Origin of the sequence: Paenibacillus andongensis, from assembly GCF_025369935.1 — a bacterium.
Classification (GTDB): domain Bacteria; phylum Bacillota; class Bacilli; order Paenibacillales; family NBRC-103111; genus Paenibacillus_E; species Paenibacillus_E andongensis.
Map to the genome: position 1 here is coordinate 6,165,919 of NZ_CP104467.1, position 14,439 is coordinate 6,180,357.

Consider the following 14,439-nt stretch of genomic DNA (forward strand, 5'->3'; position numbering starts at 1 on the left):
AGATGAATTGTTTCTATGCACTTCGGTGCACCGTGGTTTCATTATGTAACGAAAACCATGCAGCGGATATCGTTAAAACCGAAACTGCATCATTAAAATCGCTAATAATCAACCTTCAATTTACGCAATCGCTATGTAAAAACGGAAAAGCCGCGCAAGCATGCTTGTACGGCTCCTTTCATGTCATTGAATATCTTTATATTTACCCGGTGTAATGCCCTCGAATTTCTTAAAAATCCGATTAAACGTATTCATGTCCGAGTATCCGACTTTTTTCGCAATGTCCGTGACAGATAAGACTTGAAGAGCAAGCAGCCGCTTTGCTTCTTCTAATCGGGTTCTGCTGATAAAATCAAGCAGCGCTTCGCCCGTCTGTGCTTTGAACTGTTTGGATAAATAGGAAGGCGTTAGCCCAAATTTATCGCCTACCATTGAGATGTTCAGATTCTCCTCAGCGTAATTGCTTTTGACATACAGGGTGACCTGCTGGCTAAGTTGGTTGTGATCCTGCCCACGGTCATCTTGAACGAATTGGCACACCTGGCTCAGTACTTCTCGAATCTGAACCTTCATTTCTTTGATCGTTGAACTGCTCATCAATCGGTCAATTTGATCTGTTTCGATAAACGCCCGATTACTGCTGTTCGTACCGATTTCATCCATCGTTTTCAGCAAGGTGCTGGTCAAATCGAACATGAGACACTTAGCGAGCGGAACGGACAAGGACGCGTCCGACACATTAATCTCGATGATTTCGTTAATGATCGCATTCGATTTCTCAAAATCGCCTGATTTCACAAAATTAATCAGCTGATGCTCTACAGGCAATGGATAATAATAGCTTCTGGATTGCCTAATCGTTTCTGAACTCGGTAAATCCTCGTACCCAATAATTTCTCCGCTCCCCATAACGAGCCTGTACTCCAAGGCTGCCAAGGTTTGCTGGTAAGCTGTAGGGATCCCATACATCTCCTGATGGATGCCGCTGATCGCCACAGTCAAATGGACATGGAAATGGTCCAGCAAGAATGATTTCACCTGCTCGGCAATGTGCTTCAACTCTTGCGAATCCGGATCTGTCCCGAAATTTACGATGCACGCTTGCATATTGTCTACTTCCGTAATGAAGGCCCGATTGTGATGACCGATCACTTCTTCAGCGACGTTCATAATAATGAAATGCAGCATCCTCACCTTCTCGGGAGCCGCATATTCGTCGATCTCAAACTTGCCGAAATGCTCGATGTGGAATAACAGAACAGCAAAATACGGCGATGCCAGCTGAATATCGTGAGCTGCAAGCGATTCGTGTATGGGGACATTTTGTTCCAAACGGCCTTTCAGCAGCCCCTGAAGAAAATGCGAACGAATAGCATCACGATGCTGATGCAGCCGGCGGTCAATCTGTTCTTTTTCTGCGAACGTATTGTTCAACGCATCCTGTAAAAATCCGTACTCATTCGAGCCTTCATGAAAGGATATCCCTGATTTCACAGAAAAGCTCCGAATAAGCAAGTTGATTGGGCCATAATTTTTTCTCAAAAAGAGATAGGTGACAAGTCCCCCCATGATAAGGCTCAAGATCACACTGGCGTAAATCAGCTTCTTCATGTATTTCATCTTATCGTCAAATAATTCGGCGGGAATCGTTGATATGTATTTCCACCCTGTGCTGCTAGAGGTGATATAGGAAACGGCTGACCTTTTGCCGGAATCCGCACTGAGAAACATCCCATTTTTACCAGAAAGCTTATCGTAATCCAGAAAGTCCATCCTAGATTCAAAGCCAGTTGAAGCAACTAGACGGTTTTCCTTATCTAAAACAGCTATCGAGGTTTTATCCGACGTGGATGGGATATTATCCAGAAGCTTCGAATCCTTAATCACAAACATGATGACCGCGCCTGGATGATCCGGGTTGGCGAGTATGACGGATTTCGCATACATCACTGCTTTGACTGCATGGCCGTCTTCCCTAAACGTGATGGGTGCATATTCCTGGATGTAAGGCTTCTCAAAGAACTTAGCCCACTCCTCATAACTCATCCCGTCTTTCTCGCGTATCTTTTCGTACAGCATGCGGCTGTTTGTGTGATCACGTGTGGATATCACCGTGTCGCTGTTCCTGTAGTAGATGTAGATTTGTTCAATGAAATCATTCGCTGTCTGGTATACCCGCAGATCGTTAGCGATGCTGACCAGATCGTAATAGTCGTTATCCGTCAAAGGCTTCACCGTGTTCATGAAACCGGTTACCAATTTACTCAAAGCAATTTCCAAGCTTAATCGTTCTATACCGCGAAGGCTGTTATCTATCGCCTGTTCCATCTGCTCCAGAGCTGAATTGTTCGCACGGTTGACTTCCGATTCCACGACGTGCCAGGCTGCTGCGTATAGAATCCCACTTATAATAATCGGGATCAAAAGTACAGAGATATATGAGATGAGCCACGTGACAATAACACTGCGTTTGTTGAACCGGATTCGAGCAAGACTCATTGGATTACCCCTCATCGCCATGATGTAACTGCTTTCACCACCATTATACAGAAAATATCGAAGGATTGAAGTTATTTCATTTTTTCCGAACATTTGAATGGAATTCACCTCTTCTTCAGAGGCTTCGTAAGGGCTATAGTGGTTACCCATGTTGTAATTTCTACAACATTTCACACGCCCAAAGGCAATTTTACTCTTTGATGTTGCAGTTTGTACAACATTTCGAACCCATTTATGGCGAAATGGCCTCTATGAAGCCCAATTTGTTGTACATTACATTATGAAACAATCAGAGGAGAGAGGTTTTTTACAACATCTTCTGAACAACAAAGGACCTGACGAAAACCGTCAGGTCCTTCTGTATATTCAATCCCCAAAAAGGAAATCATCATCCGTCAACGCTTCAACGTGAATCGTGCGGACATAGCCGTTCCCTTTTTTCGAGAAAAAGTCATGCTGCTTCGTCTTCGTGCTCAGACCGTTAAGAACAATCGGATTAATATCCTCTTCTTCGAACATGGGATCTACACCCAAGTTCATGAACGCTTTATTCGCATTGTAGCGTAAGAAAGCTTTCACTTCTTCTGCCAAGCCCAAAGATCCGTAGAGACTTTCAGTATAGCTTTCCTCATTGGCATGAAGCTCCTTCAGCAGGGCGCACAATGTCGCATACGCCTCATCCTGCTCAGCAGGGCTTAACTCTGCATAAACCTCTTGTGCCAATACACCGATATACAGACCGTGAATACTCTCATCGCGTAAAATCAAATCGATGATTTCACCACTGCTCGTCATTTTACCCTGTCCGGCTAAGTAAAGCGGATAATAGAAGCCGCTATAGAACAAGTAGCTTTCGAGCAGGACAGATGCTGCCATAGCCAAATACAGCTCTTTAGGAGTTCCAATGTTTTCGTAGAAATGGGAAATCTTATTTGCCTTGAACTGCAAGTAAGGATTGCGTTCCACCCAAAGGAACAGCTCATTGATTTCTTCCGTTGTAGACAACGTGGTGAAAATACTGCTGTATGACTTCGCATGTATTTGTTCCATCATACCCATGAAGCTTAGCACAGCTTTGCGCTGGAGCCCATCGACATGTTCAAGAATCTTCGGCATGCCAACGCCGCCTTGCATGGTATCGAGCAGCGTAAGGCCCCCGAGTACTTTCATGTAAAGCTCACGCTCCGCACCGCTTAATGTGATCCATGACATTTTATCATCAGATAATGGGATTTCCTCATCTGTCCAGAACTGCATAATATTTTGATTCCAGAAAGTGATCGTAAAATCATCATCGGGACGATTCCAGTTCACAGCTTTCTTGGCATTATTTAGGGTAGTGGCCGTACTCATATATTTTCAATCCCCTTCCAAATTACACCGAGCAGCTGACGCATTCCTCAACGGATAGCTGATTTGTTCGCGTGTAGTAGAGCGATTTAAGTCCTTTGTGTGCCGCATAGAGGTATAGTTTAGCAAGTTGTCTTGTTGAAACATCACTATTTACGTGCAAAATGGTTGAAATCCCTTGATCCACGTGCGTTTGAATTTCAGCAATAAGATCAAGAATCTTGAATTGGTCCATTTGATAAGCTGATTTATAGTAAAAGAAATTATCACGTGCCATGAAAGGCATCGGATAGTACGTTGTTGAGTTCGCGTATGTTCGAGTCTCGATAGGTTCTACAATCGGCATGACACTCGAAGTTGCATTTTGAATATAAGAAATACTTTGTGTTGGAGCTACAGCCAATCGGTAAGCATGATAAAGACCATTCACTTTTACATCTTCTTTTAACTTGGCCCAGTCGCTTGGTGATGGAATCGGCATTCCCTCAAACAAAGACTTCACTTTATCCGTAAGGGGACGGTAATCCGTTTCTGTGTACCGGTTGAAATAAGCACCATTCGCATATTCGGATTGCTCAAAGCCTTCAAAGGTTTGTCCCGACGATTTGGCAATTTCCATACTTTTCTCAATCGAATAATAGTTCATAGCCATGAAGAACGTACGGACGAAATCTTTGGCTTCATTACTCTCATAGCTAATTTTGTTCTTAGACAAGTAGCCATGAAGATTCATAACACCGAGACCAACAGAGTGCAGCTCACGGTTCGCTTTGGCAACACCAGGCGCATTGCTGATCGTCGTCATGTCACTAACAGAAGTCAAAGCAATCATGCCCTCGTGAACGGTTTCGCGCAGCTTCTTACGATCCATTACGTTGGCAATGTTCATGGAAGCCAGGTTACAGCTGATATCTCTAAGAATAAGGTCATCTTGACCGTAATCGTTGATTTCCGAAGTTTCTTGCAGTTGGAAAATCTCTGTACAGAGATTAGACATTTTAATCGTACCGATACCTTTCAGGGCATGATCCTTGTTGGCATTCGTACGGTTCATCATATATGGATAACCGGATTCCAGTTGGGTAGTCGCAATTTTAACTAGCATGTCACGCGCACTCATGACAACCTTCTTCTTCACTTTCGGATTGGCCAAAAGCTCATCGTACATGTCATCGAGATCGAGATCGTCCAAATGCTTACCATAGGCTTGCAGCACCGTGTAAGGAGCAAATACATGCAGCGGCTTGTTCTCTTCAGCCAACTTGTAGAACTTGTTCGGTACAATAAGACCGATGGATAATGTTTTCAGACGAGATTTCTCATCCGCGTTAATTTTCTTACTATCCAGGAACTCCATAACGTCCCAGCCGAAAATGTTATAGTAAGCAGCTCCTGAACCCTTGCGCTGACCCATTTGATCTGCATAGGAGAAGGCATCTTCCATGAGCTTAAGTACCGGCATTATCCCTTTTGCGGCACGTTCCACACCTTTAATGGATTCACCGCGTCCACGAAGCTTGGACAAGTTTACGGCTACGCCACCGCCAATTTTGGAAAGCTGCATGCAGGTAGCTAGTACGTAGTTAATAGAATTAAGAGAGTCGTCCATCTCTAGCAGGAAGCAGGATACCATTTCGCCTCGGCGGCTCTTACCTGCATTCAGGAACGTCGGTGTTGCTGGTTGCAAGCGTTGTTCCATCATTGAGACAGCCAGAACACGCGCTGTTTCTACGTTCCCACGTCCCAAGTACAAAGCAACAATCGCAACGCGATCCGGGAAATGTTCCAGATATAAAGACTTGTCATCACTGCGTAAAGCGTAATCTGTATAAAATTTCGAAGCTGCCATGTAGGAGGCGAACTCGAATTGATTATCGTGGGCCACTTGATAAACACTATTAACTTCGTCTTGCGTATAGCGCTCATATACGTTCTCGTAATAGTTATGATCGATCATATAACGAACTTTAGAAGAAGTATCGGGGAAAGTGAGGCTTTTACTGTGGACTTCCTTCATAAAAACTTCAACAGCTTCTTTATCCTTCTCTAGTTGGAAAAAGCCATCCGCTCCGCGTTGCATCAATAAATTATTCAGCTCAATGTGCCGCAATTGCATGTACCCCCTGAACAAATCGTTCTACGTCATTTTTGGTGCCGGATAACTCAAACTTCGTTAACACAGGCACATCGTACTGCTGTGAGATCGTATCTGCGCTTTTGGCAAATCCGTCTCCCCAGTTGCGGTTACCACTTGCTGCTACTCCGAGAAGACGAGAGGCATTGCTTTCTAAGAAAGAAGCTACCTTCTGAGGCACTTGACCAAATCCGGTTGTATAGGTAACAAGCACGAAAGGCTCGTCCATCTTCATCGCTTCCTCAATTTGAATCGCTGGCATTTTGAGCTTAGCAATAAATCGGCGAACATTTCCCGTCTTCGAATCGTAAGCAATCAGCATAGGTTTTCGTCTCTCCTAACACTCTCTTATTCTCTATCTAGTACCGCGTATGTAAGTAACCCTATATGTAGTAAACAAATGAATCATTCCGTGCACTCCAAGATGGAATACGCCATTGTCATTTCGACAAAATATGCGAATTTTAGGACCGCATAACCTAGGAAAAAGGCGTCAATCATGCGGTTTATCACGGATTTTGATTCTATTTTTTCACAAATTCTAGCGGTTGTGTGTATCGCTTTTTTTACGATATCTAGTTGATAGATTCAAATTTATATCAATATATTGTGTTTGTCAACGAGTAAAAAGCCTCATTTTGACTACTAAAATACGTAAACCTAGACAGGACGTGGCTCGGAAGGCTTTGAAAATATTTTTTCGATTTCGACTTGATTTTTTGAATTTGTCGAATACAAGATTAGGGCTTTGAGCTCACTAGATATTGATCCATTCCATTCCAAAATATAGGCTCATTAAGCCGTCTCAGAGTCCGTCTAAGGTCTTTGATAGTGAAGATGCCACATTCCTATCCAGAAACAAAAAAAGCTATTCACACGCACACGAGGGTGCCGTGAATAGCTTCATCTTATTTCTTAACCGTTGCGTTTTTGGAAATCGTTCATGAATTCAGCGAGCGCTTTGCATGAGGCATAAGGAACAGCATTATACGTAGATGCTCTCAAACCACCTACACTGCGATGACCCTTCAACCCAACAAATCCGTTCTGCTCGGTTTCCTTGATGAACTTCTTCTCGAGCTCTTCATCCTGCAAGCGGAACGTGATATTCATCGCGGAACGACTGCCCGCATCAACAGGTCCACGGTAGAAACCACCGCTTTGATCGATTGCGCTATAAATGAGACCTGATTTCTCAAGGTTATTTTTCTGAATGACAGCTAGTCCACCTTGTTCCTGAATCCATTTCAATACTAGGTTCATCATGTAGATGGAATAAACGGGTGGTGTATTGTACAGGGAATTGTTTTTGCTATGGATTTCGTAGCGAAGCATGGTTGGAATCGTTTTAGGCAGATCCTGTAATAAATCTTCCTTAACAATAACCACAGTTACACCAGAAGGACCTAGATTCTTTTGCGCACCTGCATAGATCATACCGAATTTAGAAACATCAACTGGACGGCTCAAGATATCGCTGGACATGTCCCCAATTAACGGCACATTCCCTGTATCCGGAAAGCTTTGGAACTGAGCGCCTTCAATTGTTTCATTCGAAGTCAGATGCAGATAAGCGGAATCCGGATGAATGTTGATTTCATGCAAGTCCGGAATTTTCATAAATTTCTGTTCTTTCGAACTTGCAGCGATGGCAACTTCTCCGAAAATGCTTGCTTCCTGAATAGCTTTCTCCGCCCATGCACCTGTAAGCACATAGCTGCCTACTTTACCTGGCTTTAGAAAATTAAGCGGAATCATGGCGAATTGTGTACTCGCACCACCTTGCAGAAATTGCACTTGGTACCCATCAGGGATGCTAAAAATTTGTTTCAACAATTGTTGTGTTTCATTATGTACTTGCTCGAACTCCGCGCTGCGGTGAGAGATTTCCATAATGGACATGCCGATGCCTTTAAATTCGACAAGCTCCTCTTGTGCTTTCTGCAGTACTTCGAGCGGTAATGCTGCAGGCCCTGCGTTAAAGTTATAGGCCCTATTTCCCATGAATGACCACACCTTTGCTTTTTGTATTATGGCTATGATAGCAATATTCTCTTCATGCATCAAGTAAAACCTCAGTTGGCAATGCTAGGAGAAGTACGAAGAAGTGAACAGATTTGGATACAAAAGGAGCTTAATTTACTTATGACATGGCTTGATACAATCGGAGAAAGTTCTACAAACGCTGTAAATTCTGAAAACTCTAACACCTCAAAATCCACGAATGCCTCAACGATTACAAACTCCAACACTTTAAGTTCAACGAACACCTCAAGTTCAACGAAAGCCTCAAGTTCAACGAACGCCTCCGAGATGTATCGGCTGTTCGTAGGCATTCGCCTCCCGCAAGACGTCCAGCGGGTGCTCGACATATGGAAAGGCAGCATCCAGAAGGTGCTGCCTTTCCAAAAGTGGACACATCCGCAGGATGTCCACGTCACGTTAAGCTTCCTCGGCGACGCATCCGCCGAGACGGCCGAAGCGCTGGCGGCCGACCTCCGCCAGCTTGCAGCAGCTGCGCAGCCGCTGACCCTGCACGCCGAGGGCCTCGGCGTGTTCGGACCTCCGGCTGCGCCGTCGATCCTCTGGGCGGGCATCGCCGGCGACCTCGATGCGCTGGCTGCGCTGCAGCGCGAAGTCGCGGGCGTCTGCGCCCGCCACGGCTTCCCGGCCGAGGCTCGCGCCTACCGGCCGCACCTTACACTAGCCCGCCGCTACCGCGCAGCGGCGGGGCCTTTCAAGCGCTCCGCCCTAGCGTCGGCTGAGGCGCCTGCCGGCGGCTGGCCCGTGTGGCAGGTAGAGGACATCGTCCTCTACCGCAGCCACTTGGGCCGTCAGCCGTCGTACGAGCCGCTAGGCGTATTCCCATTTGAGGAATGATTCCTGCTACTTGGAATTAATATCTTGTTTTTGTATAACTTTCAAGAATTCTACAAACAATTGAACCGATTGGATTTAATTAAAGAGGAGGAACCGATGTGCCCGAATGGATTGAAATTTTTTTAAAAACATTATTAGCGGTTGTCGTGCTTTTTGTTATGACAAAGCTGTTGGGTAAAAGACAAGTTTCTCAACTTTCCTTGTTCGAATACATAACCGGTATTACAATTGGTAATCTCGCGGCTTACATATCATTGGAGACAGATTGGTATTTAGGGTTAGTGTCCTTAGCCGCTTGGGTTGCGTGTTCATTAGGAATTGAATTTTTGCAGCTAAAAAGCAAAAAAATGCGGGATTTTATTGATGGTAAAGGAACCGTGCTCATTCGAGACGGAAAAATTTTGGAAGATAATTTAAAAAAAGAACGACTCACCACCGATGAACTTATGGAGCAGTTAAGAAAGAAATCGGCATTTAAAGTAGCTGAAGTTGAATTTGCGATCATGGAACCAGATGGGGATATTAATGTCCTATTAGCTCGAAAAAACCAACCGTTGACTGCCAAACATTTGGGCATCCAAGTTGCACCTGAAGAGGAACCCCAAGCAGTTATCATGGACGGTGAGATCATGGATGAAGCGTTAGCTACCATCGGTTTTAACCGGGGATGGCTTAAGACCGAACTAGATAAATTGGGTGTGACGATTGAAAATGTATTTCTAGGTCAAGTCGATTCTTACGGCCAATTGTATGTGGATTTATTTGACGACAAGATTATGGTACCTGTGCCACAGGAGAAAGCAAGCCTATTTGCAACTTTAAAAAAGTGCGAAAGCGATCTAATGCTGTTTGGGCTTACTACGAATAATAAAGCTGCCAAAGAGATGTATGAACAATGTTCGAAGCAAATGGAGGAAATCATCACACAATTGAAACCAGTACTTAAGCGTTAAAACTTTCAGTGCTTGACTAATCGAGCAGCGTCTGCGCTGTATGGTTACGGGCAAGCTCGAACATCCGCAGCAGCTGCTCTACGGTGTTTCGCTCTACCGAAAGCGGCGGCAGCTCGCCTTCGCCGAAGAACTGAGCGCCGGTCGTTTCCAGACCGGCTTCAAGTGCTTCCCCGCCCACCAACTCGCACAAGATGAACATCTTGTATACGTGGTTGGCCGAGGGTGGGTGCGCGTGGCGCTTCTTGTCGAAGACCGCCAGCAAACGTACCGGCTTGACGTCGTAGCCGGCCTCCTCGCGGGTCTCCTTGACGGCGACCTCCGACGGTGTGAGGCCGATGTCCGCCCAGCCCCCGGGCAAAGCCCAAGCACCGTCGGCTCTTTCCTTCACAAGCAGCAGCTTGTTCTCTCTCAATACGACGGCCCGAATATCCACTTTCGGCGTCTGATACCCCGTGTCGCTGGCGAATAAAGCTGTCACCTTATCGATCGGTGTCTCCGAGAAATAACTCATCATCTCCACGCTGATCTTGCGCAGCGCCTCGTATCGCTCCAAGTCATAACCATTCTCACCGTAGGTAAGCCCGGCTTGACTAATTGCCTGAATCTCTTTGGCCCAATCTAACCATGGGATGTTCATCCGTTCCCCAACTCCGTTTCGATATATGCTTTGATGCCGCTATAAATAGCAACCATCTCCTCAAGCTTCATCCGAACAAGCCCACTAGAAGAGGGACATACATAGTCGATCACACCTTCAACCATCGGATCTAGTTGACTCCCCCAACTCATCCCCCTACGGCCGCTATACTGCTCGTATACCCCTTTTCCTACAAAACAGGCAACACTTGGTCGAAAGGCCTGAATCTTTTGTTTTAAAATAAGTCGACCTTCCCGGTATTCCTCAGGCGTAATTTCTGCAGCCGTTAACGAAGGACGAGCCACGACATTTGTAAAGCCATACCCGAGCTTCAGCAGATCCCCATCTTCTTGGGGTTTATACTGCCGAGGTGTTAATCCTGCTTGAAATAGGATCCGATAAAAGCGATTGTTCGGATTCGCATAATGATGACCCGTTTCTCCGGATCGTATACTGGGGTTATACCCCACGAAAAGTATCCTTAAACCCTCTTGCAGATGATCCGAAATAGGCTCTATGCTCATCCTTAAAGCACCTCCACCAGCACGACGAAATTTTTCCTTTTTTAATAGGTTACCATGAACGACTAAAAACCAAAAGCCGAGACACAAGGCCCCGGCTTTCCTTATATAAACTTTAAAGACTCATAGGACTTGCCTAGCACAGCGGTGGTATCGCCTTTTAACCATTTATCAATCACCGTGCTGTAAACGGAGCGGAAATCAACCTCATACTTCAAATCTCCATTGTCCAAATTGCTCAGGCTCGGGTACGCGCCATAAAGACCACCGTTCACCTTCCCTCCAATTACAAACATCGGAGCTGCTGTTCCATGGTCTGTTCCGCCGCTTCCGTTCTCCTTCACCCTGCGCCCAAACTCCGAAAACATCATCACCACAACACGGTCCTGCAGTCCTTGCGCCTCCAGGTCTTTGTAGAACGCTGTCAGACCCTCGTCGACTTGAGTCAGCACTTTGGCATGCTGTACCTTCTCATCGGCATGATCATCGAAACCGCCGATCTGCACATTGAATATTCGAGTGCCCGATTTACCGGCCAGCAGCTTGGATACTAGTTGGAGATCCCTTGCAAAATTAGATTTCGGATACTCCACTTTATTTGCATAGGTAGCCGTTAAAGCTTGAATTGCTTCAACACTTTTGAAAGCCTCATATCCGCGCCCTGATACGACACGCAGCTGTTCCATCTGATTCTGTACACCATACATCTCCAAGAATGCTTTAGTGATCCGATTTTTGTCCATCATCGCCGTTTTCGGATCAATCAGATGATAGGATTCTAATGATTGGATAACAGGAAAGCTCATCTTCTCCGAAGCAAAAGCCTTACTCCCTGCGCCAACCTGTATCGCTTTAAGCGGATTGCTGCTATCCCGCAAAGAAGACTCTGCATAGCGTGCAAGCCAACCGCTGCGACTCATCTTCGCTGGTTCGGCTGTCTGCCAAATTTCCATCGAGCGGAAATGAGAGTGATCGGGTCCTGGATATCCAACTCCCTGTATGACAGCCATTTTCCCAAGCTTATAAAGTGCAGCAAGGCCAACTAAACTCGGATGCAAGCCTACTTGATTATCTAACGCAAGCACATCCTTCTGCTGGTAAGCAAGCGTCGGCCGCGCATCATAGTAAATCCCTTGTCCATAAGGGATTAGCGTATTAATGCCATCATTCCCGCCACTTAACTGAACAACAACAAGCACAGGTTCATCAACATCATCGTCAAAACCGCCAGCCAAGATCGATTTTCCCGTTTGCGTAAATAAAGCTCCGCCTAGCCCTAAAGTCGCAAACATAGCCGTACCTTTAAGCAGAAAATCCCTTCTCGATAATTTCACTTTTCTCCCCCCTCGCTATTTCATTTGAGCTTCCGGGCTAATCAGCACTAATTGAAGCAAGCCTCTGAGGCCCGCATTCTTTTGCTTAGTATGTATAATCGTGTCTTCTGCGTAAGCACTTAAACCCTGTAAAGTCTTTTCCGATAAATCAGTAATTCCCATACGCTGACTCCACAATTTCACCCATTCTTCCAGACGTTCCTGTTGTTCAGGTGTATAGTCTGCCGATGAGAGCACCTTGCCGTTTAGCTGCTTGGCGATGGACTCGGCAAACTGGTACCTTGATAATAAGGCGTTTGTATTCAGCCATGAGGCGCCTCCTCTCCAGCCTGCAACATCCGGAGGTGAATACAGCTCCTGTCCCATCCTCCTCATCGCTTGTGCATGCCCCTTCGAAACGGTTAATTTACAGCATTTAAGAATTCCCGCAACATAGTCTGCCGGTGTTTTGATGAGAGATAACCGCAATTTCTCCTCATAGAATTCGTCGGATAGGAATAGTTCTCGGAGCACTTCCCCCACAGTAGCCTTATCTGAGATATGTTCGGCAACTTTTTGAATCCAACTTTCAGAGGGGCTATCCGTAGCAAAATATTTGAGCAGCTTCGTAGCAAGAAAGATCGGCAGCGTTTTTTGATGGAAAATAATTTCAATCACATCATCCGCATTCAGCTTCCCCGTTTCTTCCAGCAGCGTTTTCGTGTCATTGTCGTGTTGTTTGGGATTATAATCTACTATATTTTCCTTCTTATCATATGTCCATCCCGTGAAAGCGCGCGCCGCTTCCTTCACATCAGTCTCTGTATAGTGACCGATACCTAACGTGAATAGCTCCATGGCTTCGCGGGCATAATTCTCATTCGGCTTGCCTTTTTTATTTCGATTCACATCTAGCCAAATCATCATAGCTGGGTCTTTGCCAATGGCAAGTACGAGTTCTTTGAAATTTCCCAGCGCATATTTGCGAAAAAGTGCATTTTGTTGAACCATTAACGTGACATCTTTAACCTTGTAATTCGCCGTCGCAAAATGTCCATGCCAAAACAACGTCATCTTCTCGATGAGCGGAGCATTTGAATATACCATTCGATATAACCAATACATTTGTTGATCGGCTAATTGCAGCGGATCTAATGCTTTCTTGCCATCAGCGGTTAATTGATCAAATGGAGTTAGCGATGGTGCCTGATCGATCAAAGCTTCTCCGGCAATAAGACGTCGCACCGTTTCCTCACGACCAAGAGCCATACAAGCAGTAACTTCTTCCCCAGTGGAACCAAATCCGGCTCGATGTAATAAATGAACGACTTCCTTGTTAGTCCATGGTACTCCCATGATCTCCCCCCTCGCCCTATTTTCCAAACTGTACCACATAAATGTGTCAAAAGTGTGTGGAAATAAAAAACAAACCAAGATAACATCCTTGGTTTGTTTTATTCGAGCAACTATGCTTTCACAGCTAACTGTTTGGTTAAATCGAGGAATGAACCAACTACACGACGAACACGTTTATCGACATCTGGATGGATATCTTGAAATGTTACACCTGTTTGGAAGCTCTTCCGCTGGTCGCCTCCAATAGATAGCCAATCTGGACAGTTAATGCCATGCAGATTGCGTACAATGGTTTGCAGCTGCGTCAGAGAGCTTACAGCAATTGCCCCGCCTGCTGAACTGATAGATAAGACAACCTTATTACTGAAGTGGTCTTGTCCCAAATGATCAAGCGCATTTTTCAAAACACCGGAAATTCCACTATGATATTCCGGTGTTGCTAGTACGATCCCCTCTGCTTCAAACATGGCTTCCTTTAATTTCTCTAGAGCTTCGTGCCCTGCGTTAGCATCATCTGGGGAATAGAAAGGTAGCGGTGTTTGATACAAGTCAATCAATGTCACCTGATGGCCCTCTAGGGTCGCAAGATGCTTGATATATTCAGCAAGTCTTGTACTTGTCGCTGATCTCTGATTACTTCCTGCTATTATAGTAATTTTCATACTAATCGTCCTTCCATATCTGATTCATGCATTCATTATACTTCAATTTCCATCAAATTACATCGCTAATTACAATAATTATTAAAAGATCTTTATTATCAATAAATGAAAAAGCTGCCTCCTCCATAGAAAAC

General features: G+C 45.2%; 12 protein-coding genes. 2 read left to right on the top strand and 10 right to left on the bottom strand.

From position 1 onward, the window contains the following. Positions 1 to 183: 183 nt before the first annotated feature. From NYR53_RS27550 to serC, 5 genes are all read right to left on the bottom strand, one after another. On the bottom strand, positions 184 to 2,499 hold the full coding sequence (locus NYR53_RS27550; RefSeq protein WP_261302284.1) for a helix-turn-helix domain-containing protein: 2,316 nt from the start codon (positions 2,497 to 2,499) through the stop codon (positions 184 to 186). Between the two features lie 366 nt (positions 2,500 to 2,865). Then, on the bottom strand, positions 2,866 to 3,852 hold the full coding sequence (nrdF, locus tag NYR53_RS27555) for a class 1b ribonucleoside-diphosphate reductase subunit beta (protein ID WP_261302285.1): 987 nt from the start codon (positions 3,850 to 3,852) through the stop codon (positions 2,866 to 2,868). A 22-nt stretch (positions 3,853 to 3,874) separates the two neighbouring features. Next, positions 3,875 to 5,959: a class 1b ribonucleoside-diphosphate reductase subunit alpha gene (gene nrdE, locus NYR53_RS27560; protein ID WP_261302286.1), complete on the bottom strand. Its 2,085-nt coding sequence runs from the start codon at positions 5,957 to 5,959 to the stop codon at positions 3,875 to 3,877. After that, positions 5,946 to 6,305 (bottom strand): class Ib ribonucleoside-diphosphate reductase assembly flavoprotein NrdI, encoded by a 360-nt coding sequence (gene nrdI, locus NYR53_RS27565; RefSeq protein ID WP_261302287.1) that lies wholly within the window; start codon positions 6,303 to 6,305, stop codon positions 5,946 to 5,948. Before nrdI ends, nrdE begins: the two co-directional genes overlap by 14 nt. Before the next feature lie 593 nt (positions 6,306 to 6,898). Next, entirely contained in the window at positions 6,899 to 7,987 is a 1,089-nt protein-coding gene (gene serC, locus NYR53_RS27570; protein ID WP_261302288.1) for a 3-phosphoserine/phosphohydroxythreonine transaminase, read from the bottom strand. Between the two features lie 54 nt (positions 7,988 to 8,041). Here serC and thpR point away from each other — a divergent pair, with 54 nt between their 5' ends. Both thpR and NYR53_RS27580 read left to right on the top strand, forming a co-directional pair. Then, on the top strand, positions 8,042 to 8,863 hold the full coding sequence (gene thpR, locus NYR53_RS27575) for an RNA 2',3'-cyclic phosphodiesterase (protein WP_261302289.1): 822 nt from the start codon (positions 8,042 to 8,044) through the stop codon (positions 8,861 to 8,863). Between the two features lie 98 nt (positions 8,864 to 8,961). Continuing rightward, entirely contained in the window at positions 8,962 to 9,816 is an 855-nt protein-coding gene (locus NYR53_RS27580; protein ID WP_261302290.1) for a DUF421 domain-containing protein, read from the top strand. A gap of 16 nt (positions 9,817 to 9,832) precedes the next feature. On the opposite strand, the gene NYR53_RS27585 is transcribed toward NYR53_RS27580, so the two are convergent. The 5 genes from NYR53_RS27585 to NYR53_RS27605 form a co-directional block, all read right to left on the bottom strand. Next, positions 9,833 to 10,453 (bottom strand): NUDIX hydrolase, encoded by a 621-nt coding sequence (locus NYR53_RS27585; protein WP_261302291.1) that lies wholly within the window; start codon positions 10,451 to 10,453, stop codon positions 9,833 to 9,835. After that, the gene (locus NYR53_RS27590; protein ID WP_261306538.1) at positions 10,450 to 10,971 is read right to left on the bottom strand and encodes a mismatch-specific DNA-glycosylase; all 522 of its coding nucleotides are present in this window, start codon (positions 10,969 to 10,971) and stop codon (positions 10,450 to 10,452) included. The genes NYR53_RS27585 and NYR53_RS27590 overlap by 4 nt, the downstream gene beginning before the upstream one ends. Before the next feature lie 107 nt (positions 10,972 to 11,078). Continuing rightward, positions 11,079 to 12,308, bottom strand: coding sequence for a DUF1501 domain-containing protein (locus tag NYR53_RS27595; RefSeq protein ID WP_261302292.1), 1,230 nt, complete (start codon positions 12,306 to 12,308; stop codon positions 11,079 to 11,081). A gap of 15 nt (positions 12,309 to 12,323) precedes the next feature. Then, a complete protein-coding gene (locus tag NYR53_RS27600; protein ID WP_261302293.1) occupies positions 12,324 to 13,643 on the bottom strand; it encodes a DUF1800 domain-containing protein in 1,320 nt (439 codons plus the stop codon). A gap of 110 nt (positions 13,644 to 13,753) precedes the next feature. Next, complete coding sequence (locus tag NYR53_RS27605; protein ID WP_261302294.1) at positions 13,754 to 14,305, bottom strand: NADPH-dependent FMN reductase; 552 nt, start codon at positions 14,303 to 14,305, stop codon at positions 13,754 to 13,756. Between the last annotated feature and the right edge of the window lie 134 nt (positions 14,306 to 14,439).

Excerpts from the sequence above, each read along its gene's own strand:
- NYR53_RS27550 (WP_261302284.1), bottom strand. The coding sequence starts at position 2,499 with ATGAGTCTTGCTCGAATCCGGTTCAACAAACGCAGTGTTATTGTCACG.
- nrdF (WP_261302285.1), bottom strand. The coding sequence starts at position 3,852 with ATGAGTACGGCCACTACCCTAAATAATGCCAAGAAAGCTGTGAACTGG.
- nrdI (WP_261302287.1), bottom strand. The coding sequence starts at position 6,305 with ATGCTGATTGCTTACGATTCGAAGACGGGAAATGTTCGCCGATTTATT.
- serC (WP_261302288.1), bottom strand. The coding sequence starts at position 7,987 with ATGGGAAATAGGGCCTATAACTTTAACGCAGGGCCTGCAGCATTACCG.
- thpR (WP_261302289.1), top strand. The coding sequence starts at position 8,042 with ATGCATCAAGTAAAACCTCAGTTGGCAATGCTAGGAGAAGTACGAAGA.
- NYR53_RS27585 (WP_261302291.1), bottom strand. The coding sequence starts at position 10,453 with ATGAACATCCCATGGTTAGATTGGGCCAAAGAGATTCAGGCAATTAGT.
- NYR53_RS27600 (WP_261302293.1), bottom strand. The coding sequence starts at position 13,643 with ATGGGAGTACCATGGACTAACAAGGAAGTCGTTCATTTATTACATCGA.
- NYR53_RS27605 (WP_261302294.1), bottom strand. The coding sequence starts at position 14,305 with ATGAAAATTACTATAATAGCAGGAAGTAATCAGAGATCAGCGACAAGT.